20 protein-coding genes are annotated in these 25,397 nt (G+C 71.6%); 10 read left to right on the top strand and 10 right to left on the bottom strand.

All coding sequences use genetic code 11. The features are described from left to right. Positions 1-52: 52 nt before the first annotated feature. The 7 genes from DPA01S_RS09525 to benA form a co-directional block, all read right to left on the bottom strand. Positions 53-1,288, bottom strand: coding sequence for a benzoate/H(+) symporter BenE family transporter (locus DPA01S_RS09525; RefSeq protein WP_061915717.1), 1,236 nt, complete (start codon positions 1,286-1,288; stop codon positions 53-55). Further along, complete coding sequence (locus DPA01S_RS09520; RefSeq protein WP_061915714.1) at positions 1,285-4,089, bottom strand: helix-turn-helix transcriptional regulator; 2,805 nt, start codon at positions 4,087-4,089, stop codon at positions 1,285-1,287. Before DPA01S_RS09520 ends, DPA01S_RS09525 begins: the two co-directional genes overlap by 4 nt. 4 nt (positions 4,090-4,093) lie before the next feature. Next, positions 4,094-5,503: an MFS transporter gene (locus DPA01S_RS09515; RefSeq protein ID WP_198150742.1), complete on the bottom strand. Its 1,410-nt coding sequence runs from the start codon at positions 5,501-5,503 to the stop codon at positions 4,094-4,096. Positions 5,504-5,716: 213 nt separating this feature from the next. Continuing rightward, positions 5,717-6,550 (bottom strand): 1,6-dihydroxycyclohexa-2,4-diene-1-carboxylate dehydrogenase, encoded by an 834-nt coding sequence (locus tag DPA01S_RS09510; protein ID WP_198150741.1) that lies wholly within the window; start codon positions 6,548-6,550, stop codon positions 5,717-5,719. Further along, positions 6,547-8,652, bottom strand: a complete 2,106-nt coding sequence (gene benC / locus DPA01S_RS09505; RefSeq protein WP_061915709.1) for a benzoate 1,2-dioxygenase electron transfer component BenC — start codon at positions 8,650-8,652, stop codon at positions 6,547-6,549. Before benC ends, DPA01S_RS09510 begins: the two co-directional genes overlap by 4 nt. A 94-nt stretch (positions 8,653-8,746) precedes the next feature. Continuing rightward, positions 8,747-9,256, bottom strand: coding sequence for a benzoate 1,2-dioxygenase small subunit (gene benB / locus DPA01S_RS09500; RefSeq protein ID WP_043567173.1), 510 nt, complete (start codon positions 9,254-9,256; stop codon positions 8,747-8,749). A 52-nt stretch (positions 9,257-9,308) separates the two neighbouring features. Further along, the gene (benA, locus tag DPA01S_RS09495; protein WP_061915706.1) at positions 9,309-10,736 is read right to left on the bottom strand and encodes a benzoate 1,2-dioxygenase large subunit; all 1,428 of its coding nucleotides are present in this window, start codon (positions 10,734-10,736) and stop codon (positions 9,309-9,311) included. 322 nt (positions 10,737-11,058) lie between these two features. Between benA and catA the strand changes: the two genes are divergently transcribed. From catA to catC, 3 genes are all read left to right on the top strand, one after another. Then, complete coding sequence (gene catA, locus DPA01S_RS09490) at positions 11,059-11,925, top strand: catechol 1,2-dioxygenase (protein ID WP_061915703.1); 867 nt, start codon at positions 11,059-11,061, stop codon at positions 11,923-11,925. 96 nt (positions 11,926-12,021) lie between these two features. Next, positions 12,022-13,143, top strand: coding sequence for a muconate/chloromuconate family cycloisomerase (locus DPA01S_RS09485; protein WP_061915698.1), 1,122 nt, complete (start codon positions 12,022-12,024; stop codon positions 13,141-13,143). Between the two features lie 67 nt (positions 13,144-13,210). Continuing rightward, a complete protein-coding gene (catC, locus tag DPA01S_RS09480; protein ID WP_007628967.1) occupies positions 13,211-13,495 on the top strand; it encodes a muconolactone Delta-isomerase in 285 nt (94 codons plus the stop codon). Positions 13,496-13,984: 489 nt separating this feature from the next. Here catC and DPA01S_RS09475 read toward each other — a convergent pair whose 3' ends face one another. The 3 genes from DPA01S_RS09475 to pcaD are packed head-to-tail and all read right to left on the bottom strand — an operon-like array spanning position 13,985 to position 16,829. After that, entirely contained in the window at positions 13,985-15,196 is a 1,212-nt protein-coding gene (locus DPA01S_RS09475) for an acetyl-CoA C-acetyltransferase (protein ID WP_061915695.1), read from the bottom strand. Between the two features lie 20 nt (positions 15,197-15,216). Beyond that, positions 15,217-16,023, bottom strand: coding sequence for an IclR family transcriptional regulator (locus tag DPA01S_RS09470; RefSeq protein ID WP_153038745.1), 807 nt, complete (start codon positions 16,021-16,023; stop codon positions 15,217-15,219). 14 nt (positions 16,024-16,037) lie between these two features. After that, positions 16,038-16,829 (bottom strand): 3-oxoadipate enol-lactonase, encoded by a 792-nt coding sequence (gene pcaD, locus DPA01S_RS09465; RefSeq protein ID WP_232303093.1) that lies wholly within the window; start codon positions 16,827-16,829, stop codon positions 16,038-16,040. A gap of 160 nt (positions 16,830-16,989) precedes the next feature. Between pcaD and DPA01S_RS09460 the strand changes: the two genes are divergently transcribed. From DPA01S_RS09460 to ndk, 7 genes are all read left to right on the top strand, one after another. Then, positions 16,990-17,757 carry a CoA transferase subunit A gene (locus tag DPA01S_RS09460; RefSeq protein ID WP_061915686.1) on the top strand — a complete coding sequence of 256 codons (768 nt, stop codon included), beginning with the start codon at positions 16,990-16,992 and terminating at the stop codon, positions 17,755-17,757. Beyond that, positions 17,754-18,383 (top strand): 3-oxoacid CoA-transferase subunit B, encoded by a 630-nt coding sequence (locus DPA01S_RS09455; protein ID WP_007628956.1) that lies wholly within the window; start codon positions 17,754-17,756, stop codon positions 18,381-18,383. Before DPA01S_RS09460 ends, DPA01S_RS09455 begins: the two co-directional genes overlap by 4 nt. A gap of 149 nt (positions 18,384-18,532) precedes the next feature. Then, positions 18,533-19,525, top strand: coding sequence for a malate dehydrogenase (locus DPA01S_RS09450; RefSeq protein ID WP_061915683.1), 993 nt, complete (start codon positions 18,533-18,535; stop codon positions 19,523-19,525). 376 nt (positions 19,526-19,901) lie between these two features. Beyond that, positions 19,902-22,613: a valine--tRNA ligase gene (locus tag DPA01S_RS09445; protein ID WP_061915679.1), complete on the top strand. Its 2,712-nt coding sequence runs from the start codon at positions 19,902-19,904 to the stop codon at positions 22,611-22,613. Then, positions 22,610-24,208: a bifunctional tetrahydrofolate synthase/dihydrofolate synthase gene (folC, locus tag DPA01S_RS09440; RefSeq protein ID WP_174521534.1), complete on the top strand. Its 1,599-nt coding sequence runs from the start codon at positions 22,610-22,612 to the stop codon at positions 24,206-24,208. The genes DPA01S_RS09445 and folC overlap by 4 nt, the downstream gene beginning before the upstream one ends. Next, on the top strand, positions 24,205-24,618 hold the full coding sequence (locus tag DPA01S_RS09435; RefSeq protein ID WP_007628951.1) for a DUF4233 domain-containing protein: 414 nt from the start codon (positions 24,205-24,207) through the stop codon (positions 24,616-24,618). The genes folC and DPA01S_RS09435 overlap by 4 nt, the downstream gene beginning before the upstream one ends. A gap of 51 nt (positions 24,619-24,669) precedes the next feature. Further along, a complete protein-coding gene (ndk, locus tag DPA01S_RS09430; RefSeq protein WP_007628950.1) occupies positions 24,670-25,080 on the top strand; it encodes a nucleoside-diphosphate kinase in 411 nt (136 codons plus the stop codon). The last annotated feature ends 317 nt before the right edge of the window (positions 25,081-25,397 follow it).

Below are 25,397 nucleotides of genomic sequence, written 5' to 3'. Positions count from 1 at the left end.
GTGTCAGGACGGGATCGGTGTCAGGACGGGATCGGTGTGAGGCTGGGAGGCGTCAGGACAGGGTCCGGCGCTCGAGCAGCGCGGTGACCGCCATCCCCACCACGATGCCCCAGAACGGCGCCGAGATCCCCAGGAGCGAGACGTCGGCCACGGTCACGAGCAGACACACCAGCGGGCCGAGCGCGCGGTCGGTGCGGAACGCGGTGACGAACGCGGACTGGAGAGGCGCGAGCATCGCGAGCCCGCCGAGCGCGGCGATGAACGCCGCCGGTGTCCCCAGGATGAGGCCGACGAACGCGGGGGAGAGCACCCCCACGACCAGCGCCAGCGCGCCGTTGGTGATCGCGGCCGCGTAGTGGCGGTCGCGGTCGCCGGAGGAGACGATGAGGGCGTTGGTCGGCCCGGTGAGGCAGGTCGAGACCGCGCCGATGGCGGAGACGAGCAGGGACCAGACGCCGCAGGCGACCGCGCACGCGGAGACGGGCGGGTGGTGGCCCTTGGCGCGCAGTACGGCGATGCCCTGCCCGTTCTGGACGACCAGCACGGTGATGGCGAGCGGGACCACGAGTTCGGTCATCGCGCGCAGGGTGAACTCGGGCGTCTGCAGCATGGGCGCGGCGATGAGCCCGTCGTCGAGAATTCCGCGTGACAGGCCGCCGGTGAGGATGACCGCGACGATCCCCACGACCATGGCGGCGAGGATGGGCGGGACCACGCGGGCGACGCGGGGGACGGAGCCGACGACGACGAAGGCGAGCGCCATCGGGAGGGCCACCGCGGCGGACGACCAGACGGAGGACACCAGACCGAGCCCGAACTGGAGGAAGACCCCGGCGACCATGGCCATGATGATCGGCATGGGGATCCAGTCCATGAGCCGGCGGGCCAGGCCGGACACCCCGACCAGCAGGATCACCACCCCGGTGACGACGTAGGCCCCGAGTACCTCCGACCACCGCAGGTGGGCGAGCGAGTTGCCGACGATGACCGTGCCGGGGATGGTCCAGAAGAACGCCAGCGGCGTGCGGTGGATCCAGCTCATGAGGATGGTCAGCAGACCGTTGGCGAAGAAGACGCCGAAGATCCACGACGACAGTTGGCCGGGGGACAGGTCGCCCTGGCCGCCGGCGGTGAGGATGACGGCGACGGGGCCGGTCGCGGAGAAGACCAGCGCGATGAGGGCGTTGGCGAATTCGCGGGGGCCGATGTCGGACAGCACCCGGCGGGGCGAGGGCCCGGTGGTGGCGGCCGGGGCCGGGCGGACGGTCGACGGGGGTCCGGTGGTCACAGTTCTCCCGGGAGGTGGTGGTCGGTTCTGAACGGCTCGGCGTTGCGGGAGACGTAGGCGGCGAGCTCGGTGCGGCCGCGGACCCCGAGCTTCGAGTAGATGCGGGTCAGGTGGTACTGGACGGTCTTGACGGACAGGAACAGCTCCTCGGCGGCCTGGGCGTTGGTGCGTCCGGCGGCGACGAGGGTCGCGACGGCGCTCTCCTGGGGGGTCAGGGTGCTGTTGCCGCCGGTGCGGGTGACGTCGACGCCGCCCGCGCGGCGCTCCCTGTCGCACCGCTCGACGTACGCGCGGGCCCCGAGCTGTTCGTAGATGTCGCGCGCCGTGCCCAGAGCGAGGTGCGCCTCGCGGCGTCGGCCGGCCCTGCGCAGGGTCTGCCCGTACCCGAAGTGCATGCGCGCCGAGTAGTAGGGCATCGCTAATCCGTCGAGGTGGTCGAGGCTGCGGCGGAAGATGCGGTTGCACTCGTCGACGTCGCCCCGGACGGCGGCGATGCGGGCGCGCACGGCGCCGAGGCGGGCCAGGGTGGACCGGTGGCCCTGCTTCTCCGCGCGTGCCTCGACGGGATCGATAAGGCCCTCCGCCTCGTCCAGTCGGCCCGCCAGGACCAGCGCGTGGGCGTAGAGGTCGTGCCACGGCCAGTACCCCGGCTGGTCGATGTCGAGTTCGGCGGCCAGCGCGACGAGGGGCTCGGCGGCCAGCCGGACGGAGGTGTAATCACCGGTCGCGGCCGCCACCTGCATCCGGGCCATCGCCGACGGGATGACCTGGACGGGGTAGGCGTCGGCGCTGGTGGTGAGGTTCCGCAGGTGCGCGGCCGCGCCGAGGTGATCGCCGCGCATCGAGCGGATGACGGCGCCGGGCCAGTGGACCACCGGCGCGAGGAGGTCCAGCTCGAGGTCGTCGACCCGGCGGGCGGCGGTGTCCACGACGCGCAGCGCGTCGTCCCACTCGCCCCGCAGCATGAGAGTCCGGGCCAGCCACGCCTGCGCCCAGATCGAGATGCGGGCAGACCCGGAGACGTCGGCGGTGGGGACGGCCGAACCGAGATGCCGGCGCGCGCTCTCCAGATCGTCCCGGGCGAGCGAGATCCAGCCGGCCGCCATCTCGAACCGCTGGGCGACGGCCGGCGCCAGGCCCGCGAGCCGGTCCTCGACGGCGGGCGCGGTGTCGGGGCCGCCCTCGATCGCGCGACCGAGCATCTCGATGGCCCGGGCCTCCTCGACCTCGGGCTGGTCGGGGCGTCCGCTGCCGGTGACGACGCCGGCCCAGTGGCGGATGCGCGCCGGCCGCCACTCACACAACGAGTGGACGACGAACTTCTGGGCGAGGGTGACCGGGTTCGCGGTGGGGGTGTCGGCCGTGCCGTCGGCCCGGGCCGCGAGGGCCCGTTCGAGCAGGACCTGGGCCTCGCCGGCGTGGCCCAGGTGCAGTGCCAGGGAGCCGAGGACGGCGTCCCGGCGCGCGTCCGAGCGCGCCCGCTCGAGGCTCTGGGCGAGCGAACGCGCCTCGCTGATCCGGCCGGAGTTGAGCAGGGCGTCGACTCCGTCGATCTGGAGGTCGCGCGCCCGCTCGGCATCCGGGTTGAGCGCGGCGGCGGTGAGGTAGGCGTGTCCGGCCGAGCTCCAGCGGCCGGCGCGGGCGTGCATGAGCGCGCGGGCCCGCAGGGTCTCGGACAGGTCGGGGTCCGGGCCGATCGACGCCGAGGCGCGGTGATCCAGCGCGGCGTCGAGATCGCCGACCTCGTCGGCGACGTGGGCGGCGAGGGTGTGCAGCCGCAGCAGCTCGCTGGGCGGGATCCCGCGCAGCACCGCCGTCCGCAGCAGCGGGGAGCGGAAGCGGACGCTCGCCGCCCCGGGCGTGAGGTCCACGCGGGCCAGGTCGGCGGCGTGGGCGACGTCGAGGGCCGCGCCGATGAGCGCGGGGGAGACCGAGATGCGGGAGCGTGCGGCGAGCAGCGCGGACAGCGCCTCGTAGGTGACCGGGGGCGACAGGACGGCGGCGGCCTCGATCACCGTGCGATGGTTCGGGTCCATCCCGTCCAGCAGGGCGGCGACCTCCCGCTCCACGGACGCGGGCAGGGGCGGGACGGAGAAAGGGGCGTTCCACCAGGAGTCGGGGGCCTGGTCGGCGACGGTCGCGACGGCCCCCGCCTCGCCGCCGGTGTAGTCGAGCAGGCGCCGGGCCGCGGCGGCCGACGGCTCGCGACCGGTGCGGGTGGCGACGAGGGTGCGGATCTCGGACTGGTCGAGCGCCCCGAGTCGCACGGTCTCGCGTGCGAGTTCGGAGCAGAGTTCGGCGGACGGGCCCTGCGCGGGGCTGCCGAGGGTCAGCACGAGCATGACGGACGCGCCGCCGGCGGCCTCGAGCGCCGAGGCGAGGACCCGCAGCGAGGCCGGGTCGGCGTACTCGGCGTCGTCGACGACGACCACCGCCCCCGGCCCCGCGGAGACCAGGGCACCGGCCAGCGCGTCGACCAGCACCGGGGCACCGACCGGCTCGGCCTCCTCGGACCCGGGCCGGCGGGCGGGTTCGGTGTCGGGTCGGGGCAGGCGCTCGAGGACCCGCGCGGCCACGACCCACCGCGCGTCCTTCTCCCAGGGCAACGCGCGGACGAGCACGGAGGTCACCCCGGACAGCTCGGCGACCACGGAGTCGACGAGGTGGCTCTTGCCGCCGCCGTCGGCGGCGGTGACCAGGACGATGGACGACCGCTTGCCCGCCACCGCGCCGTGGATCGCGTGGAGGCGATCCGCGGCGCGGTGGTGACCGTAGCGGGGGACGGGGTGGGCGAAGGTCATGCGCTCAGCGTAGGTCCGACCCCGCGGAGGCGACGGGCACCGGCGCCGGGGTGGGCTCGGGCAGTCCGGGGGAGCGGGGCACGGCCAGCGTGAGGGTCGCACCCACGAGCGCGATGCCGCCGAACACCAGGAAGGACGTGTCGGCCTCCAAGCCGGCCGCGACGAGGAATCCGCCGATCACCGGACCGAGGATCCCGCCCAGGCGACCGAAGCCGGCGCACCAGGCGACACCCGCCGCGCGGGCACTGGTCTCGTAGTAGTTCGAGACGAAACCGTAGAGCAGGACCTGGGTACCGATCGTGCCCATGCCGGCGGCCGCGACGAGTACCACCACCAGGACGAGCGGCGGGGAGACCGTGATGGCGACCAGAGCGAGCGTGGCCAGCACGAACGAGCAGGCGACGATCACCCGCGGGCCGTGGCGATCCGCGAGCCAGGACGCGGCCAGGCCACCGACGATCGCACCGCCGTTGAGCACCAGCAGGAATCCCAGCGAGCTCGTGGCGTCGATCCCGTAGTTCTCCATGATCGTGGGCAGCCAGGTGTTCAGGCCGTACGTCAGCAGGAGCCCGGCGAAGCTCATGAAGCCCAGGAGCGCCGTGCCCAGACGGTAGCGGGGCGACAGCAGGGCGGCGAAGCCGGTGCGGGTGCCCACCTCGTCGTCGTCCCCCGTCCCCGTCGACGTGCCCGCGGTGAGGGGCACGCCCTCCGTCCGCGCCATCTCCGCCGGCAGGCCGGTGGCCCCGCAGATCCGTGCGGCGCGCGCGGTGTGGCCGCGGGAGGCCAGCCAGCGCGGGGACTCGGGCAACGCGTACCAGGCGTACGGCAGGAGCAGCACCAGCGGAAGGGCGCCGATGAGGAACAGGCCGCGCCAGCCGATATGGTCGCGCAGAGCCATCGCCAGGGCGGAGGCGAGGACGCCGCCCGCGGGGATGCCGCTGTAGACCACGGCGTTGAACAGGTTGCGTCGGCCGGCGGGGGCGAACTCGGCGATGATCGCGCCGGCCGTGGCGACGATCGCGCCGATCCCGAGGCCGGTGAGCAGGCGCAGGACGCCGAACGTCGTGATGTCCCGGGCGAACGCGGTGGCGGCCATACCGATGGAGAACCAGGCGATCGCGCCGAGCATGATGCGGCGCCGGCCGATGCGGTCGCCGACCGCGCCCGCGCTGAGCGCGCCGATCATCACGCCGATGAGCGCGTACGAGCCGAGCGCACCGGCCTGGGCGGCGCCGAGCTCGCCGATCTGGGAGGGGTCGGCCATGAGGGTCGGAAGGACCGCGCCGTAGACCACGAGGTCGTAGCCGTCGAACAGGATGGCCAGTGCGACCACGGCGAGGACGCCGTAGACGGTCCGGCGGTGGGCGGGGGATTCCCACACGTCGGAGGCGCGGCTGGTCGGGGCCGACGGGATGGTGGGTGCGGGCGGCCCGGAGGACGCGGGAGGGCTGGAGGACACGGGAGGGCTCCGTTCGGTGGTGGCAGGGGTGCCGGTGTGAGGATCGGTGCGAGGACGGTCGGGAGAGTGGGGCCGGGCGGGGGGAGGGTCGGACCGGGCGGGGACGGTCGGATGGGCCGGGCCGGGCGGGAGGGCCGCCCGGCCCGGGAGGGGGAGGGACGCGGCCGGTCAGCCCTGGTCGCCGCCGGCGACCGGCAGGACGGATCCGGTGATGTAGGAGGCCTCCTCGGACGCGAGGAAGCAGATCGGGGCGGCCTGCTCGAGGAGGGTCCCGTAGCGGCCCATCACCGTGGAGTCGACCGTCTGCTCGACGATCTGCGAGTACCAGGTCTTCTCCTCCTCGGTGCGGGCGTCGCCGCCGCGGGAGACCTTCCGCTCGGGGGCCAGTGTGCCGCCGGGGGCGGTGGCCACCACCCGGACCCCGTGGGGCGCCGCCTCGAAGGCGAGCGCCGAGGTCAGGCCGTTGACCCCGCCCTTGGACGCGGCGTAGGGGACCCGGTTGACCCCGCGGGTGGCGACGGAGGAGACGTTGACGATCGTGCCCGCGCCGGCGGAGACCATCGACGGCAGGACGGCGCGGCACATCCACAGCGTGGGGAACAGCGACCGGCGGACCTCGGCCTCGATCTGCTCGGCCGAGTACTCGTGGTACGGGCGGGCCCAGATGGTCCCTCCGACGTTGTTGATGAGCGTGTCGATCCGGCCGTGTGCGCCGAGCGCGGCCTCCGCCGCGGACCGTGCGCCCTCGAACGTCTCCAGGTCCGCCTCGACGGGGACCACACGGTGGCCGTCCGGGGACACCGCGGTCAGCTCGTCGGCCACCTCGGTGATGAGGTCGGCGCGGTCGACGACGGTGACGAGTCCGCCCTCGCGGACCACCCGGTCGGCGACGGCGCGGCCGATGCCCTGGACGGCGCCGGTGATGAGCACCGACCGCCCGGCGAAGCGGCCGGGGGACAGCACCGGGGGCACGGGGTCGTACTCGCCGACGGGCGCGCTCACGACGCCGCCCCCACGGACCCCTGGTCGGCGGCCTGCTGGTCCAGGGCCGTGCGCATGGTGGTCTTGGCGTGTTCGGTGTGGCGGCGGATGAGGTACCGCGCCGCGTCGCGGTCGTTGTTCTCGAACGCGACCACGATCTCCAGGTGCTCGGGGACGATCTCCTCGGACACCCAGCGGGCGTCCGGCAGGACGCTGTTCATCACCTGGGTCACCTCCAGCATGCGGTAGGCCTGCAGCAGCGAGTCGTTGCCGGTGCAGCGGAAGAGGAACTCGTGGAACTGGGCGTTGGCGGCGGTGAACCGCTCGGGGTCGAGGAAGTGGTCGCCCTCGATGTACTGGTTGGCCGACTCGGCGAGCATCCGGAACTCGGCGAGCCGCGCGGCGTCGAGGCGGCCCATCGTCAGCTCGACCACGCCGAGCTCGAGAGCCATGCGGGCGTCGAACTGGGCGTCGGAGTGGCGGATCGCGGGGTGGATCTCGCCGCTGACGACGCCGGGTCCCGAGGTGATGGTCTCGGAGCGGTTGCCGCCGGCCAGCGAGATGGTGGCGGCCGCGTTCGAGGCGGTCGTCCCGGTCGAGGGCGCGAGGGTGACCTGCGGCGGGGTGTAGCCGACGGGGCGGGCGGCGATCGGGGCCTCGGGCTCGGACGCCGCGACCGGCGCGGGGAACAGTCCGGGCGCGGGCGGGGTGTAGCCGACCGGGCGGGTGGCGATGGGCGCCGGCCGTTCCGCCGAGGTGGCCGCGGGGGCCGGGTGGCCGCCCGGGGCCGGCGGTGCGTAGCCCACGGGCCGGGCCTCGATGGCGGGGACCGGCTCGCCGGGCCGTCGCGCGACGAGCGGCACAGCCGGTGCGGGCGTGGCCGAGGCCGGCGCAGCCGAGGCGGCGGGCGCTGTGGGGGCCGCGGGGGTGACCGCGCGCTCCTCGGCCTGACCGGCGGCGGCGCCGTCGGTGCCGGACCCGGCGGTCTCGCCGCTGTCCGTGTCCGTTCCCGTGGCCGGCGTGGAGGTGGAGGGTTCGACGACGAGGGCCGCCTCCTCCACCGGCTCCGCCGGTTCGGTGCCCGTCGCGGCCGGGGCCGGTGTGGCCGGCGCCGCGGCGGCAGGGGTGAACTTCTCGTAGTAGAAGTGCGTGACCTGCAGACCCTCGTCGTCCAGGAACCCGCGCACGGCCTCGACCATCGGCGGCGGGCCGCACAGGTAGATGTCGGTGGTGCCGTCGTGGAGGTGCTCCGGGCGGATCAGGCTCGTGACGTACCCGCTGTTGGGGTGGACGGTCTCCGGGTCGGCGACGACCAGGTCCCAGGTCATCCTGGGGATGCGGGTGGTGAACTCGTCGAGCAGGTCGGTGTAGACGACGTCGGTGTCGAAGGACGTGCCGTAGATGAGGTGGATCGGGCGGTCGGTCGTGCCGGCCGCGGCGAGAGTCTCGAGGATGGACAGCACGGGCGCCAGCCCGGTCCCGCCGGCCAGCAGCAGCAGCGGGCGATCGGACTCGCGGAGGAAGAAGCTGCCCATCGGCCCGGTGAGCTCCAGCCGGTCGCCCACCGCGCAGCGCTGCGCGAGGTATTCCGACATGGCGCCGCCCGGCGCGTACTTGATGAGGAACGACAGGTGGGTCGAGTCGGCGCCGGTGGAGAACGAGTACGAGCGCGTCTGATCGGTCCCGGGCACGGCGATGTTGACGTACTGGCCGGGCAGGAAGGCCAGGGCGTCCCGATCGTCCAGCTCGACCGTGAGCGCGAACGCGCCCTCGGCGAGCCGCTCGACCGCCGTCACCGTCGCGGGGTGCGCGGCGGCGGCGGTCTTGGCGACGTCCGAGGTGGTGGGGATCTGCACGACCAGGTCCGAGCGCGGCACCATCTGACACGGCAGGCAGTAGCCGGCCGCGGCCTCGTCCTCGGTGAGCGCGTCGTCGATGTAGTCGCCGCCGTCGTACTCGCCGGACTCGCACAGGGACTTGCACGTCCCGCACGCGCCGTCACGGCAGTCGAGGGGGATGTTGATCCGGGCCTTGTACGAGGCGTCGGCGACGGTCTCCGACGGGCCACAGTTGATGAAGCGCGTCACCCCGTCCTCGAAGCTCAGGGCTACCTGGTAGCTCATGGGTCTTACTCCTGGTCGCTGGCTGGTCGGCCGCGCGCGGCGACCGGGTGGGTGCCGGCGCCCGTGGGGCGGGCGCCGGCGCGGGGTGTGGGTGTCACACCATGTAGACGTCCACGATGTGGTGGATGTAGTCGTTCTTCAGGACGACCTTCTTGTAGGTGATCAGCGGGGACTCACCGGTGACGTCCAGGGTGTAGAACGACGTGCCGAAGTACTGGTCCGTGGTCTTGTAGCGGAAGTACGACGAGATCCAGTTGAAGCGGACGTCCACCTCACCGGGCCGGCGGTCGAGCACCTCGATGTTGCTGATGAGGTGGTTCGTGCGCGGCTCGGGCAGGGAGGTGGCCGACGACCGGTCGGTCCGGATGCGGAACACCCGGTCCTCGATCCCGGCCCGGTTGGGGTAGAAGATCAGCGAGATCTCCGAGTACGGGTCGGTGGTGAGCTCGCCGTCGTCGTCCCAGGCGGGCATCCAGTACATGGCGTCCTCGCGGTAGCACTCGATCCACTGCTCGAACTGGCGGTCGTCGAGCAGGCGTGCCTCGCGGAACAGGAAGGCGGAGATCTCATCGATGGAGATCGACGCCACGGCGGGTGCGGACATGATCATGCCTTTCTTGGGGCGTAGGAGTCGGTGGGGCGTGGGTGCGGTCGGCTCAGGCGTCGGCGGAGACCGTCGCGTGCTGCGGCGCACGACCGGGAGCGCCCGCCCCCTGCTCGTCGGCCTCGCGCGCGGCCTTCTCGGCCTCGAGTGCCCGCTGCATCGTCTCGACCCAGTAGGCGTGCTGGATCGGGTACAGGCCCTCGTCCTCGGTCTTGGCACCGGAGGACAGCACGTTCTCCATACCCAGGCCGCGGGCGGTCTCGTCCGGGCCGGTGATCTGGTGGGTGCTGCCGCGGGTCATGTCGTTCCACGGCGCGGCGTCGGCCAGGTAGGTCTTCTGGCAGGAGCGGAACTCCTCCAGATCGTCCGGGGTGGCCATGCCGGTGGCGTTGAAGAAGTCCTCGTACTGCCGGATGCGGGCGGCCCGGGCCTCGGCGCTCTCGCCCTTGGGCGCGATGCAGTAGATCGTCACCTCGGTCTTGTCGACCGAGATCGGCTTGAAGTGCCGGATCTGGCTGGAGAACTGATCCATCAGGTAGACGTTCGGGTACAGGCACAGGTTGCGGGAGGCGCCCACCATGAACTCGGCCTTCTTCTCGCCGATCTGGTCGGCGAGCTCCTGCCGGCGGTCCCACAGCGGACGGTCCTCGGGGTTGCCCCACCACATCCACAGCAGGAGGTGGCCGTGCTCGAACGACCAGTAGCCGCCGCCCTGCTTGCCCCAGGTGCCGGCGTCCATGGCCTTGGTCTCGTTCTTGGACTCACCCGAACCACGACGGGCGGTGGTCGCCGCGTAGTTCCAGTGGGTGGCCGAGACGTGGTAACCGTCGGCACCGTTCTCGGCCTGCAGCTTCCAGTTGCCGTCGTAGGTGTAGGTCGACGACCCGCGCAGCACCTCCAGCCCCTCGGGGGACTGGTCGACCAGCATGTCGATGATGACCGTGCTGTCCCCGAGGTGCTCCTCGAGCGGCAGCACGTCCGGGTTGAGGCTGCCGAACAGGAAGCCGCGGTAGCTCTCGAAGCGGGCCACGCGACGCAGGTCGTGCGAGCCGTCCTTGTTGAACTGCTCGGGGTAGCCGGCGTCGCGGGGATCCTTGACCTTGAGGAGCTCACCGGAGTTGGAGAACGTCCAGCCGTGGAACGGGCAGGTGAGGGTCGTGCGGTTGTCCGTCTTCCGGCGGCACAGCATCGCGCCGCGGTGGGAGCAGGCGTTGATGAGGCAGTTGAGTTGTCCGTCCTTGCCGCGCGTGATCACGACCGGCTGGCGGCCGATGTCGGTAGTGAAGTAGTCGCCCACCTCGGGGATCTGGCTCTCGTGGGCGAGGTAGACCCAGTTGCCCTCGAAGATGTGCTTCATCTCGAGTTCGAAGATCTCCTCATCGGTGAAGATGCGGCGGTTGGCGCGGATGATGCCGTCTTCGGGCCGGTCCTCGAGGGCGGTCTCGAGGGTGGCCTGGACGTGGTCGAGTCGATCTGACATCGAGGGCTCCTAGCGTGATCGGTTCCGGCCGCTGTGCGGCCTCCTGCCGTTGTCACCCCACCGTGCCAGCATGTGCGGTCGATCACACTAGGGGACCTCCTAGTCATACCTAGGTGCTCAGTGTTCGTATGCCGAACGCGGACCACGGTCCACTGCGGCGACCTGCGACTTCATCGCCCCGCTGTTCGCGAAGCGCACGATTCGTACTCTATAGGTGTTGAGGCTCGTGATTGACGACACATCAGATACAGCGCACAGTAGGGACATCGACCGGGCCAGCCGGTCCGATCCACACCTCATCCGACACCACTCGAGGAGCGTCATGACCAGCACCGCAGTCCCGAGCGCCGCCGGCTCCGGAAACGCCGCGACGGACAAGTTCAAGGGCAACCGTTTCACCTCCGACACCTCCAAGGAGCGTGCGGCCGCCATCTACAAGGACGTGCTGACCAAGCTGTCCGAGGTCATCTACGAGCACGAGGTCACCTACGACGAGTACCGCGTCCTCAAGCAGTGGCTCATCGAGGTCGGCGAAGGCGGCGAGTGGCCGCTGTGGCTGGACGTCTTCCTCGAGCACTTCATCGAGGACTCCAACAGCCGGATCTTCAGTGGCACCAAGGGGTCCATCGAGGGCCCGTACTACGTGCCGGACGCCCCGAACCTGGGCTCGAAGGGCGTCATGCCGATGCGTGAGGACGAGAAGGGGACCAAGTTCATCTTCCGCGGCCAGGTCCGCGACCTGGACGGCAAGGGCATCGAGGGCGCCACGGTCGAGCTGTGGCACGCCGATTCCGACGGCTACTACTCGCAGTTCGACGACGGCCTGGGGATCCCGGAGTGGAACCTGCGCGCCACCTTCTCCACCGACGCCGAGGGTCACTTCCACATCACCACGGTCCAGCCGGCGCCGTACCAGATCCCGCACGACGGCCCGACCGGGGAGTTCATCGCCAGCTACGGCGGGCACCCGTGGCGTCCCGCGCACCTTCACCTCAAGGTGACGGCCCCGGGCAAGCGCCTCATTACCACCCAGCTGTACTTCGAGGGCGGCCAGTGGGTCGACGACGACGTCGCCGGCGCCGTCAAGCCCGAGCTCATCCTGCACCCGAAGCCCAATGCCGACGGCATCGACGAGGTCGAGTACGACTTCGTGCTGGATCCCGTCTCCGAGAAGCGCTACGTGGCCTGACCGGCCCCGACACGCGCAGTATCACTCCGTCAGCCCCGGTCGCCACGAGCGACCGGGGCCTCGGCGGTTCACCGGCCGACCCAGCAAAGGACCCCCATGTCTGACCTGACCATCCGTTCCGTGGAGACGCGGATCCTCGACGTGCCGCTCATCCGGCCACACAAGTTCGCGACGACCACCGCCACCGCCCAGTCGATCCTGCTCGTCTCCGTGACCACGGAGGCCGGTGTCGTGGGGTACGGCGAGGGCGTGACGCCGGGCGGACCCTGGTGGGGCGGCGAGTCGGCCGAGACCATGCAGGTGCTGGTCGAGAAGTACCTCGCCCCGGTCGCCGTGGGCCGGCGGGTGGACGAGGTCCCCGCCGTGCTCGAGGCGATGGAGGGCGTCGTCGCGCGGGGACGCTTCGCCAAGGCCGCCCTCGAGATCGCCATGTTCGACGCGTGGGCGCGCTCGCTCGACGTGCCGGTGCGCTCGCTCCTCGGCGGCGCGGTGCGTGACTCGATCGAGTGCACCTGGGCGCTCGGTGCCATGCCGCTCGAGGAGATGGTCGAGGAGATCGACGAGCTCATGGCGGCGGACCGGCACCGCACCTTCAAGCTGAAGATGGGTGCGCTGGAGCCGGCGGAGGACGTGGCCCGGATCGCGGCGCTCGCGGAGCGGCTGAACGGTCGCGCCGGCCTGCGGGTCGACATCAACGCCCGCTGGGACCGCTTCACCGCCAACGTCCACCTGCCCGCGCTGGTGGAGGCCGGGATCGAGCTCATCGAGCAGCCGACCCCCACCGAGCAGGTCGAGGTGCTCGCCGAGCTCAACCGGTCCCTGCCGGTGCAGTTCATGGCCGACGAGTCGGTCCAGTCGCCGCATGACGCGCTCGAGGTGGCCCGCCGGGACGCCGCCGGGGTCATCGCGGTCAAGACCACGAAGCTCGGCGGTCTGACCCGGGGCAAGGAGACGGTCGCCATCGCCCGCGCGGCCGGGATCGCCTGCCACGCCGCCACCTCCCTGGAGGGGCCGATCGGCACGGTCGCCTCACTTCACCTGGCCTGCGCCGAGCCCGGCTTCAACTACGGCTCGGAGCTCTTCGGCCCGCTGCTGCTGGCCGAGACATACGTCACCACGCCGATCCGCTACGAGGAGGGCCGCGTGCACCTCCCGGAGGGGCCGGGACTCGGCGTAGAGCTCGACCACGACGCGGTCGAGCGGTTCACCCGCCGCTGATCACCGCGCGACCCGCACCACAGACACTCGCGCGACCCACACCACAGACAAGAAGGAGAGGCCGACAATGGCACTGTTCCACGTCCGGATGGACGTCAAGATACCGCACGACCTGGACCCGGAGGTGCGCGCCGAGACGGTGGCGCGCGAGAAGGCGTACAGCCAGGAGCTGCAGCGTTCGGGAAAGTGGAAGGAGCTCTGGCGCATCGTCGGCCAGTACTCGAACATCAGCATCTTCGACGTCGAGTCGGCCGATGAGCTCCACGAGCTGCTCCAGGGACTCCCGCTATTCCCGTACATGGACATGGAGGTCATGGCCCTGACCCGGCACCCGTCGCGGATCGACGGCTGACGGCGACATGACGGACGCCCCCGGGGCGGAGCGCGGAACACGCGGTCCACCCCCCCCGGGGGCGTCGTCGTCTCTCAGGCGGGCCCGGCGCCGGGCGCGCTGTTCCTGGCACCGGCCGCGCTGTTCCTGGCATCGGGCGCCGGGCGCCGGACGCTAGGCGCCGGGTGCCCGACGAGCTGGTCGGGGTGCCTCCCTCTCCGCGACTGCAGCGGGCAGAGGCGCAGCGCGACCCCCGCGAAGTGCGCTGGCTCCACGGCTCACGCTGCCCCTCTGTACGGAAATCCCGGGGGTGCGCTGCGGGAACGGACCTTTCCGCCAGCGCGGGTCGAGGGCGCAGCACAACCGGCCGCACCCGCGCTGGCGGAATGCCCGGGCGCGGCCTTCCCGGGGCGCTCGTAGGGCCCGGCGCACCGGGGTCCGGCACACCGGGGTCCGGCACTCCGGGGGCCCGGCGCTCCCGGATGGTCGGCCGCGGTCGCGGCGCCGGCGTCAGACCCGCTCGAACACGGCGGCGAGGCCCTGGCCGCCGCCGATGCACATGGTCTCCAGGCCCCACTGCGCGTCGCGGCGGACCATCTCGCGCGAGAGGGTGGCGAGCATCCGGGCGCCGGTCGCGCCGACGGGATGGCCGAGAGAGATGCCGGAACCGTGCGGGTTGAGGTGCTCGGAGGCGGGGTCGATGTCCCACTCACGCATGACGGCCAGAGCCTGGGCGGCGAACGCCTCGTTGAGTTCGATGACGTCCATGTCGGCCAGCGTGAGGCCCAACCGGTCGAGCGCCTTGGCGGTCGCGGGGACCGGGCCGATGCCCATGGTCTCCGGGGCGACGCCCGCGACGGCCCAGGAGGCCAGACGCACGATCGGGGTCAGGCCGAGAGCGGCCGCCCTGTCGGCGGTGGTCACCACGCACATCGCGGCGCCGTCGTTCTGACCGGAGGCGTTGCCGGCGGTGACGGTGGCCTCGGAGTCCGAACGACCCATGATCGGGCGCAGCTTAGCGAGGGCCTCCACGCTGGAATCCGCACGCGGGTGCTCGTCGGTGTCCACGACCAGGTTGTCGCCCTTCCGCTGCGGGACGGTGACCGGGACGATCTCCTCGCCGAACACGCCGGACTGCTGTGCGGCGACCGCCCGCTGGTGTGACTGGACGGCCAGGCGATCCTGTTCCTCGCGGCCGATCCCGTACTCGCGTCGGAGGTTCTCGGCGGTCTCGATCATCCCGCCGTCGATGACGTGGGACAGCCCGCCGACGGTCGTGCGGGCCCGGCCCAGGCGATCGACCAGAGAGATCCCGTCGCCCTTGATCCCCCACCTGGGGGACGGGCTGGCATAGAACTCCACCTGGCTCATGGACTCCACGCCACCGGCCACCAGGAGATCCACGCCGCCTGAGGCCACCTGGAGCGCGCCCGTGATGATCGCCTGGAGGCCGGAACCGCAGCGACGGTCGAGCTGCATGCCCGGCACGTCGATCCCGAGCGGGGAGTCGAGCGCGGCGATGCGTCCGATCGCCGGTCCTTCGCCGCTCGGTGAGCCCTGGCCCAGAATGACGTCGTCGACGTCGGCGCCGGTCAGACCGGTGCGCTCGACCAGAGCGGTGAGCAGGCCGGTCGCGAGGGTGTTCGCGTCGAGGTCGCGGAACACCCCTCCGAAGCGTCCGACGGGGGTGCGTAGGGGTTGGCAGATGACGACATCACGCATGGGTGCTCCTCGGGTCGGGGTCAGCGGTTGACGATGGCGAGATCGGCCGACAGCGCGCGCGCCGTGGCCAGCAGTTCGGGGATGAGCTCGTCGTGGAGTTGCTCGGGGGAGTATCTGGCGGCATGGGTGGAGACGTTGAGCGCGGCCCGGACCGCGCCGTTGCGGTCGTGGACCGGAGCCGCGACCGAGCGGAGGCCGGGTTCGAGCTCCTGGTCGACCACGCACCAGCCCTGTTCGGCCACCCGCGACAGTTCGGCGCGCAGTGCACCCTCCTCGGCGAGCCCGTGAGGGGTCAGCGCCCGCAGATCCGTCGCGTCGAGGTAGGCGTCGAGATCCTCGGCGGGAAGGGCCGCGAGCAGGACCCGCCCCATCGAGGTCGCGTACGCGGGGAACCGGGTCCCGATGGTGATGCCGATGGTCATGATCCGGCGGACCTGGACGCGGCCGACGTAGACGATGTCGGCGCCGTCGAGCACCGCGACCGACGACGACTCGCCCAGTCGGGAGCTGAGCTTCTCCAGGTGCGGCTGCGCGAGGTCGGTCAGGGGGAGAGCGGACAGGTAGCTGTAGCCGAGGTCGAGAACCCGGGGGGTCAACCAGAAGACGGAATCGGCGGTGTCGACGTAACCGAGCTCGACGAGCGTGTGCAGGAAACGGCGGGCGGTCGCACGGGTCAGACCGGTGTTGCGCGCGACGTCACTGAGGCTCTGTCGGGGCCGGCGGGCGTCGAACGCGCGGATCACCGACAGTCCGCGGGCGAGGGATTGGACGAAGTCGGGGGACGCCGAGCGGTCGGACTCGACCGTGGAACCCGCGGAGGTGCCCACGACATCGCCGCGTGTCACTCCGACTCCTTCTGCCCGGCGGCGGTCAGATGGGCCCGCAGCTGCTCGGTGACGCGCTCGGGGATCTCGACGGTGGGGACGTGCGCGGCGGGGGAGAGGGTGACGAACTCCGAGCCCGGCACCCCGTCGGCGATCTCCTCGAGCACCTCGGGCGGGGTCGAGGGGTCCTCGTCACCGGCGAGCACGAGGGTGGGGCAGGTGATGCGGCCGAGATCGGCGCGGTTGTCCCAACCGGACAGGGCGTCGCAGGCCGCCGCGTACCCCTCGGCCGGGGTGGCGAGGACCATCTCGCGGAGCCGGGTCACCAGCTCGGGGTCGGCCTCCGCGCGCGCGGAGGTGATCCACCGGGCGACGACGGCGTCGGCGACAGCGGCGGTCCCGCCCTCGCGAACGGCGGTGGCCCGCTCGACCCACCCGGCCGGCTCGCCGAACCTGGCCGCCGTGCACAGCAGGGCCGCCGACCGCACCCGCGGGGCCTCGTGGACGGCGAGCCACTGTGCCACCGCGCCGCCCAGGGAGAGGCCGACGACGTGGAACCGGTCGATCGAGAGCGAGTCGAGGAGGGCGGTGACGTCGCCGGCGAGATCGGCGATGGTGCACGGTCCGGGCACGACCTCCGACCCACCGTGGCCGCGGTGGTCGATCGCCACCACGGTGTGGTCACGTGCGAGGTCGCTGACCTGTGCGTCCCACATGGAGCGATCGGAACCGAGCGATCCGAGCAGGGCGACGACGGGGGTGTCCGCGGAGCGGGGTCCGCTGACCTCGTGGGACAGGGTGGCGGGCATGGACTCGTCCTTTCCTCGATCAGCGTTCGTGGGCTGTTCGAAGCCGCGCCCGGGACCCCGGGCGGGCTCGATCCGCGCCCTCATGCGTTCCACGATACGCCGAAGTGGTGCGAAGGGCGAACGTTTGTACAAGATGCGAACACGCGCTATCGTGTGTGACATGACCAACAAGATCTATTCCTCGGCCGCCGAGGCGGTCGCGGACATCCCGGACGGCGCGTCCCTCGCCGTGGGAGGTTTCGGTCTGGTCGGCATCCCCGCCGTCCTCATCGATGCGCTCCTCGACCAGGGCGCGGGCGATCTGAAGACGGTGAGCAACAACTGCGGTACCGACGGCTTCGGCCTCGGCAAACTGTTGGAGGCGCGTCGTATCACCCGGACCACCGCCTCGTACGTGGGCGCCAACAAGGAGTTCGCCCGGCAGTACCTGTCGGGCGAACTCGAAGTGGAGCTCACCCCTCAGGGCACACTCGCCGAGCGCATGCGCGCCGGCGGCGCGGGCATCCCCGCCTTCTACACCCCGGCGGGCGTCGGCACGATGGTCGCCGAGGGCGGCCTGCCGCTGCGCTACGACGGTGACGGTGGAGTGGCCGTGGCCTCCGAGCCGAAGGAGGTGCGGGTCTTCGACGGCGAGCAGTACGTCCTCGAGCGGGCCATCGTCACCGACTTCGCCCTGGTGCACGCGCACCGGGCGGACACTGCCGGCAACCTGCAGTTCCGGGGGACCGCCCGCAACTTCAACCCGGATGCGGCCATGGCCGGCCGGGTCACGATCGTCCAGGCCGAGGAGGTCGTCCGCGAGGGCGAGATCGACCCCGCCGACGTCCACCTGCCCGGCATCTTCGTCCAGCGCATCGTCGAGGTCGGACGCCAGGAGACCGGCGTGGAGATCGAGAAGCTCAGCAGCAAGGGGGAGGATCAGTCATGAGCTGGACCCATGAGCAGATGGCCGCCCGGATCGCCGCGGACTTCACCGACGGCCAGTACGTCAACCTCGGTATCGGGATGCCGACGCTGATCCCCGACTACCTCCCCGAGGGCGTGCGCGTCACCCTCCACTCGGAGAACGGGATCCTGGGCGTCGGCCCCTACCCGACCCGCGAACAGCTGGACCCCGAGATGATCAACGCCGGCAAGGAGACGATCACCGCCGCACCCGGCGCGGCGTTCTTCGGCTCCTCGGACTCGTTCGCCATGATCCGGGGCGGTCACGTCGACGTGGCGGTGCTGGGTGCGATGCAGGTCTCGCAGCACGGCGACCTGAGCAACTGGATGATCCCGGGCGCGATGGTCAAGGGGATGGGCGGTGCCATGGACCTCGTCCACGGTGCCGGCCGTGTGATCGTGATGATGGACCACGTCACCCGTAAGGGCGATCTCAAGCTCATGGAGGAGAACACCCTCCCGTACACCGGAAAGGCCTGCGTCCAGCGGGTCGTGACCGATCTGTGCGTCCTCGACATCACCGAGGAGGGCTTCCGCCTGGTGGAGCTGGCGCCCGACGTCACGATCGACGAGGTCCGTCAGAAGACGGCTGCGCCGGTCCACGCCTGATCAGCGCCGCCCGCCGGGCATCGCAGCCCGCGGGGCTTGCAGCCCGCAGTGCAGCGCGCACACGGCTGACGAGCGGGCACGCGGTACGGGGTCGGATTCGCACTACTGTGGGGACCGACCCCGTCGTCGTTCCCGGGAGGCCCTCGGATATGAGCACCAACACACCGGTCACCGTCACCGTCACCGGTGCGGCCGGCAAGATCGCCTATTCGCTGCTGTTCTGGCTCGCGTCCGGCCTGGTCTTCGGGCCGGGCACCCCGGTCCGCCTACGGCTCCTCGACATCCCGTCGGCCGTGGTCGCCGCCGAGGGAGTGGCGATGGAGATCGAGGACTGCGCGTTGCCGTTGGTCGACTCGATCGAGATCACCGACGACGTGACAGAGGCGTTCGACGGCGCGAACGCGGCGTTCCTCGTGGGTGCCCGACCGCGCGGGAAGGGCATGGAGCGGGCCGATCTCCTCACCGCGAACGGGGCGATCTTCCGCGAACAGGGGCGGGCGATCAACGACCACGCCGCCGACGACATCCGCGTGGTCGTCGTGGGTAATCCCGCCAACACGAACGCGTACATCGCCCACCGTCACGCGCCCGACGTCCCGGCCGGACGCTTCACCGCGCTCATGCGTCTCGACCACAACCGCGCGCTGAGCCAGCTGGCAACGCGGCTGGGGGCCCGGGTGTCCGAGCTCGACGGGGTGGTGGTCTGGGGCAACCACTCCGCGACCCAGTTCCCCGACGTCACCTATCTGACGCGCGGGGGCGAACCAGTCACCGCCGGGCTCGACCCCGAGTGGCTGGCCGACACCTTCATCCCGCGCGTCGCGGGCCGCGGCGCCGAGATCATCGCAGTCCGGGGATCGTCGTCGGCCGCCTCCGCGGCCGGTGCGGCGGTCGACCAGATGCGGGACTGGGTGCGTGGCACGTCCGGCGAGAGCTGGACCACCGTCGCGCTGCCGTCGGGCGGTGAGTACGGCACGGTCCCCGGCGTGGTGACGGGGTTGCCGTGCCGCAGCCGGGGCGGCGAGTGGGAGGTCGTCGAGGGCCTGGAGATCAGCGATTTCCAGCGGGCCCGCATCGACGCCTCGGTCGCGGAACTCGTCTCCGAGCGGGACGCCGTGCGCGCGCTCGGCCTGGCGGACTGACCCCGCGATCCTCCACCGACCCTCGACACCGTGAAGTCCGACGCCGCGGACAGGTGGGCGTACGTGTGACGCCCGAGTGGCGAGGGGCCCCGAGGGGTCCGCCGCGGCCTGCGCGCCCACGGTCGGCGCGTGTGAGCACCCGGCCGTGCCGGCGGCCCCGGCGGCGGCGCTCACGGCGAAGGCCACCCGCAGGAACCCGCGCCTCCCCAGTCCGCGTTCGAGCGTCTCCGCGGCGCGATGTCCGGTGTGCTCCATGGTGGGCTCCTTCTGCAGATGATGTTCTCCGACGGCGACCGGCAGAAAGCTACGTGTCCTGTTTGTCGAACCGGTTTCACCGTGTTTCGGGCGAGTTCCGCCGACGGCCTAAGATGGCCGGGTGACCACTCCAGCCGCTTCCCCTCCGAACGCCGACCGCGCGGACGCCCTGCCCGCCTCCTGGAACCCAGGTGAGGTGGAGGCCGAGCTGTATCAGCGATGGGTGGACGCCGGCTACTTCGAGGCGGACGCGTCCAGCGGTAAGCCCGCGTATTCGGTGGTCCTGCCCCCGCCCAACGTCACCGGCAGTCTGCACATGGGACACGCGCTCGACCACACCCTCATGGATGTGCTCACGCGGCGCAGGCGCATGCAGGGGTACGAGGTGCTGTGGCTGCCCGGGATGGATCACGCCGGCATCGCGACGCAGACCCTGGTGGACCGCAAGCTCCGCGACGAGGGGATCGACCGTCACGAGATCGGTCGTGAGGCCTTCATCGAGAAGGTCTGGGAGTGGAAGCGTGAGTCCGGCGGCACGATCGGCGAGCAGATGCGTCGCCTCGGCGACGGCGTGGACTGGTCGCGCGAGCGGTTCACCCTCGACGACGGCCTGTCCCGCGCCGTCCAGACGATCTTCAAGGAACTCTACGACCAGGGGCTGATCTACCGCGCGGAGCGACTGGTCAACTGGTCGCCCACGCTGCAGACCGCGATCTCCGACATCGAGGTCAAGTACTCCGACGTCGAGGGCGAGCTGGTCAGCTTCCGCTACGGCTCGATGGACGACTCCGAGCCGCACCTGGTCGTGGCCACGACCCGTCTCGAGACCATGCTCGGCGACACCGCGATCGCCGTCCACCCGGACGACGAGCGCTATGCGCATCTGGTGGGCACCGAGATCCCGCATCCGTTCCGCGACGGCTGGACCATGCGTGTGGTCGCCGACGACTACGTGGACCCCGAGTTCGGGACGGGCGCCGTCAAGGTCACGCCGGCACACGACCCCAACGACTTCGCCATCGGCCAGCGTCACGGGCTCGAGATGCCCACGATCATGGACGCCACCGGCCACATCACGGGCACCGGCACCCGCTACGACGGCATGGACCGTTTCGAGGCACGTGCGGCGGTCCGCGAGGACCTGGCGGCGCAGGGGCGGATCGTCAAGGAGGTCCGGCCCTACCTGCACTCGGTCGGTCACTCGGAGCGGTCCGGGGAGCCGATCGAGCCGCGCCTGTCGCTGCAGTGGTGGGTCCGCGTCGAGGAACTGGCGAAGATGGCCGGCGACGCGGTCCGCGACGGCGACACGGTGATCCACCCGACGAGCCAGGAACCGCGGTGGTTCGACTGGGTCGACGACATGCACGACTGGTGCATCTCACGCCAGCTGTGGTGGGGCCACCGGATCCCGATCTGGTACGGGCCCGACGGCGAGGTGGTGTGCGTGGGTCCCGACGAGGAGCCGCCCGCCGGGTACACGCAGGAGGCCGACGTCCTCGACACGTGGTTCTCCTCCGCGCTGTGGCCGTTCTCCACGATGGGCTGGCCCGAGCGCACCGCCGACCTCGAACGCTTCTACCCGACGTCGGTGCTGGTCACCGGCTACGACATCCTGTTCTTCTGGGTGGCGCGGATGATGATGTTCGGCACGTTCGTGGGCCGCCGGCTCGGCGGCGACAAGGCCGCGCCCGGCACGGTCCCGTTCACCGACGTGTTCCTCCACGGGCTGGTCCGTGACGAGCACGGTCAGAAGATGTCCAAGTCCAAGGGCAACGGTATCGACCCGTTGGACTGGGTCGACCGTTTCGGCGCGGACGCACTGCGGTTCACGCTGGCGCGAGGCGCGCACCCCGGCGGCGACCTGTCCGTCGGCGACGACTCCGCGCAGGCCTCGCGCAACTTCGCCACCAAACTCTTCAACGCCACCCGCTTCGCGCTCATGAACGGCGCGAAGGTCGGTCCGGTGCCCGACGCCGCGGATCTCACCGACGCCGACCGGTGGATCCTGCACCGTCTGGGGCAGGTGCGGGAGACCGTCGACGAGGCGTTGGAGCGCTACGAGTTCTCCAAGGCGTGCGAGGCCCTCTACCACTTCGCGTGGGACGAGGTCTGCGACTGGTATCTCGAGCTCGCGAAGGTCCAGTTCGGGAACGACGACGAGTCCCGCGCCTCCGAGCGGGCCGAGCGGACGAGGCTCGTACTGGGCCACGTCCTGGACGTGCTGCTGCGGATGCTGCACCCGGTGATCCCGTTCGTCACCGAGACCCTCTGGACCGCCCTCACCGGCGGTGAATCGCTCGTGATCGCGCCGTGGCCGACCGACGTGGTCCCGGCCGACGACGCCTCGGACGCGGTGCGGCGGGTGGGCGACGCCCAGACGCTGGTCACGGAGATCCGCCGGTTCCGCTCGGATCAGGGCCTCAAGCCCGGTCAGCGCGTGCCGGCGCGTATCGGTGGCGTCGACGGCGCGGACCTGCCGGCCGACCTGCTCGACCAGGTGGCCTCGCTCGCCCGCCTCACGCCGGCCGCGGACGACTTCACCGCCACGGCGTCGCTCGAGGTCCGGCTCGGCCTGTCGACGGTGGACGTCGAGATCGACACGTCGGGGACGATCGACCTCGCCGCCGAGCGGCGTCGCCTGGAGAAGGATCTCGCGGCGGCCCACAAGGAACTCAAGACCACGGGCGCCAAGCTCGGCAACGAGGCGTTCCTGGGCAAGGCGCCTGACCACGTCGTCGACAAGATCCGTGCCAGGCGTGACCTGGCGGAGGCCGAGGTCGCCCGGATCACCGCCCGGCTCGAGACGATGCCGGCGGGGAGTGGCTCCGCGTGAGTGACCGCAAGTGGCTCCCGCCCCACGATCCGGAGGAGGGATGGGACACCCCGACCGAGGAGGACGTCGCCGAGATGCTCGGCGAGGACGGGCTCGTGTCGGGCGTACCACTGGGCGGGCCCATCCCGGGGGACGAGGAGAGCGACGGTGACGACCACCTGCCGCCGCGCCCGATCCCCGAGGTGGGCAGCCCCGAGTGGCAGGCCGACACGGCCGAGCTCGCGGCGGTCGAGGAGAACCTGGCCACCCGCTGGCCCGAGTCCCGCCTCGAGCCGAGCCTGGACCGGATCGCCGAGCTGACCTCGATCCTCGGCGACCCACAGCACGCCTACCCCGTGGTGCACGTCGCCGGGACGAACGGCAAGACGTCGGTCACCCGGATGATCGACGCGCTGCTCCGGGCGCTCCACCAGCGCACCGGGCGCAACTCCAGCCCGCACCTGCAGAGCGTCACCGAGCGCATCGCGATGGACGGCGAGCCGATCACGGCGCGGACCTTCGTCGACACCTACCGTGAGCTGCAGCCCTACTTCGACCTGGTCGACCAGCGGTCCGAGGAGGCGGGCGGCCCGCGGATGAGCTACTTCGAGGTGCTCACAGCGATGGCGTTCGCCGCGTTCGCCGACGCTCCCGTCGACGTCGCGGTGATCGAGACGGGGATGGGCGGGACCTGGGACGCCACCAACGTCGTGCGGCCGGCCGTCTCCGTCATCACCCCCGTCGGCCTGGACCACACCGAGTACCTCGGCGAGGACCTCGCGACGATCGCGGGGGAGAAGGCCGGGATCATCCAGCCGGGACCCTCCGACGACCTGCTGCCGCGGGACCCGGTCGCCGTGATCGGCCGCCAGGAGCCCGAGGCCATGGAGGTGCTGATCCGCCGCGCGGTCGAGGTCGGCGCGGTCGTCGCGCGCCTCGGTTCCGAGTTCGATGTCGTGGAGCGGCGTCTCGCCGTGGGCGGACAGCAGCTAACCCTGCGCGGGCTCGGCGGCGAGTACCCCGAGGTGTTCCTGCCCCTGTTCGGCGAGCACCAGGCCGAGAACGCGGCGACCGCCCTGGCCGCGGTCGAGGCGTTCTTCGGAGCCGGGCCCGACAGGGCGCTAGATCCGGAACTCGTCCGCGCCGGCTTCGCCGCGGTCGACAACCCGGGCCGTCTCGAACGGCTCAGCTCCAGCCCCACCGTCCTGGTGGACGCGGCCCACAACGGCCACGGGGGTCGCGCGCTCGCCGAGGCCGTCACCTCGGAGTTCGACTTCAAGCGGCTGGTCGCCGTGGTCGCCATGCTCGACGGCAAGGACGCCGACGCCTTCCTCGCGGCGCTGGAGCCCGTGGTCGAGGAGGTCGTCGTCACCCGCTCGGCGTCACCGCGCGCGATGGAACTCGACGAGTTGGCCCGGATCGCGGAGGAGCGGTTCACCGCGCAGCGCGTCCACGTGGTGGACACCCTGCCCGACGCGGTCAGCGCCGCCCTGGATCTCGTGGGCGTCCCGGACCCCACCGCGGACGACGACGTCTCCGGAGTCGGCGTCCTCGTCACCGGCTCCGTGGTGACCGCCGGTGCCGCCCGCAGTCTGTTCGGAAAGGACGCACAGTGACCGACCCGACCCCCGGACCCCGGGGCACCGCACACGAGCCGTCGGTGGACCCGTGGAAGGGCCTGCGGGGCATCATGGCGGGGACCCTGGTGCTCGAGGCGATCGTCATCGGCCTGGTGCTCACGGTGATCGCACGGCTCGACGACGGCGCGCACTTCCAACCGTGGAAGGTGTGGTTCGTCAGTCTGCTGGCGATCGCGATGCTCGTGGCCAGCGGACTCCAGCGCAAACCCTGGGCGATCCCGATGAATCTGACCCTCGCGGCCCTGGCCGTGGCGGGATGGGCCGTGCACTGGTCGATGGGCGTCTCCGGCCTGTTGTTCGCGACCGTGTGGGCGTACATCCTGTTCCTGCGCCGCGACCTCGCGGGACGGATGGCCGGGGGATACCTGCCCAGTCAGCACGACTGAGCGGCCCCGCCGGGCGACCCCGCCCGCGTATGTGCTTGTAGCATTGCCGCCGTGACCGAGAGAACCTTCTTCCTCATCAAGCCCGACGGAGTCGAGCGCGGCCTGACCGGCACCATCCTGTCCCGTATCGAGGCCAAGGGGCTCAGGATCGTCGCCATGGACATGCGGCGGGTGCCGCAGGAGACCGCGGCCGAGCACTACGCGGAGCACGCCGAGCGTCCGTTCTACGGCGACCTGCTCGAGTTCATCACCTCCGGTCCCGTGGTCGCTGGCGTCCTCGAGGGGCCCCGCGCGATCGCCGCGTGGCGGCAGCTCGCGGGTGGCACCGATCCCGTCGAGAAGGCCGCCCCGGGCTCCATCCGCGGCGACTTCGGCCTCGAGACCCAGCTGAACCTCGTCCACGGTTCGGACTCCGAGGAGTCGGCGGCGCGCGAGATCGCGCTCTGGTTCCCCGGTCTGTAGCTCCCGCCACCTCCTGCAGCGACGACGCTGCCCACGCGCCCGTCGGCCCCCGTCCCGACGGGCGCGTCGCCATTTCGTGGTGCCCGGACGGCGACGTTCCGGCGCCCGGTGTGGGAGAATGATCGGAGCCCATCCTGGCGAGTGGACCACCAGTCCGCCCCGGAACGGGCGCCCGCCACCCGCGGCCCGATTCGTCCGGGTACCGCGGACCACAAGACGTTGCCCCGCCACGGCGGGGCCGAGACCAGAAGACGCCCGACCCCGTGCGGCGGCGTGGGTCACCGGTTTCCCGGTGACGTGATCGCGCCCGGAGTCCG

The sequence above is a fragment of the Dietzia papillomatosis NBRC 105045 genome (assembly GCF_001570845.1).
GTDB lineage: Bacteria > Actinomycetota > Actinomycetes > Mycobacteriales > Mycobacteriaceae > Dietzia > Dietzia cinnamea.
The sequence above is the reverse complement of the archived record's forward strand: the minus strand, read 5'-3'. Positions and strand labels throughout refer to the sequence as shown.

What these genes read in the sequence shown, in the direction of transcription:
- DPA01S_RS09520 (WP_061915714.1), bottom strand. Translation starts at nt 4,089, where the DNA reads ATGACCTTCGCCCACCCCGTCCCCCGCTACGGTCACCACCGCGCCGCG.
- benC (WP_061915709.1), bottom strand. Translation starts at nt 8,652, where the DNA reads ATGAGCTACCAGGTAGCCCTGAGCTTCGAGGACGGGGTGACGCGCTTC.
- benB (WP_043567173.1), bottom strand. Translation starts at nt 9,256, where the DNA reads ATGTCCGCACCCGCCGTGGCGTCGATCTCCATCGATGAGATCTCCGCC.
- benA (WP_061915706.1), bottom strand. Translation starts at nt 10,736, where the DNA reads ATGTCAGATCGACTCGACCACGTCCAGGCCACCCTCGAGACCGCCCTC.
- catA (WP_061915703.1), top strand. Translation starts at nt 11,059, where the DNA reads ATGACCAGCACCGCAGTCCCGAGCGCCGCCGGCTCCGGAAACGCCGCG.
- DPA01S_RS09485 (WP_061915698.1), top strand. Translation starts at nt 12,022, where the DNA reads ATGTCTGACCTGACCATCCGTTCCGTGGAGACGCGGATCCTCGACGTG.
- catC (WP_007628967.1), top strand. Translation starts at nt 13,211, where the DNA reads ATGGCACTGTTCCACGTCCGGATGGACGTCAAGATACCGCACGACCTG.
- DPA01S_RS09475 (WP_061915695.1), bottom strand. Translation starts at nt 15,196, where the DNA reads ATGCGTGATGTCGTCATCTGCCAACCCCTACGCACCCCCGTCGGACGC.
- pcaD (WP_232303093.1), bottom strand. Translation starts at nt 16,829, where the DNA reads ATGCCCGCCACCCTGTCCCACGAGGTCAGCGGACCCCGCTCCGCGGAC.
- DPA01S_RS09460 (WP_061915686.1), top strand. Translation starts at nt 16,990, where the DNA reads ATGACCAACAAGATCTATTCCTCGGCCGCCGAGGCGGTCGCGGACATC.
- DPA01S_RS09455 (WP_007628956.1), top strand. Translation starts at nt 17,754, where the DNA reads ATGAGCTGGACCCATGAGCAGATGGCCGCCCGGATCGCCGCGGACTTC.
- DPA01S_RS09450 (WP_061915683.1), top strand. Translation starts at nt 18,533, where the DNA reads ATGAGCACCAACACACCGGTCACCGTCACCGTCACCGGTGCGGCCGGC.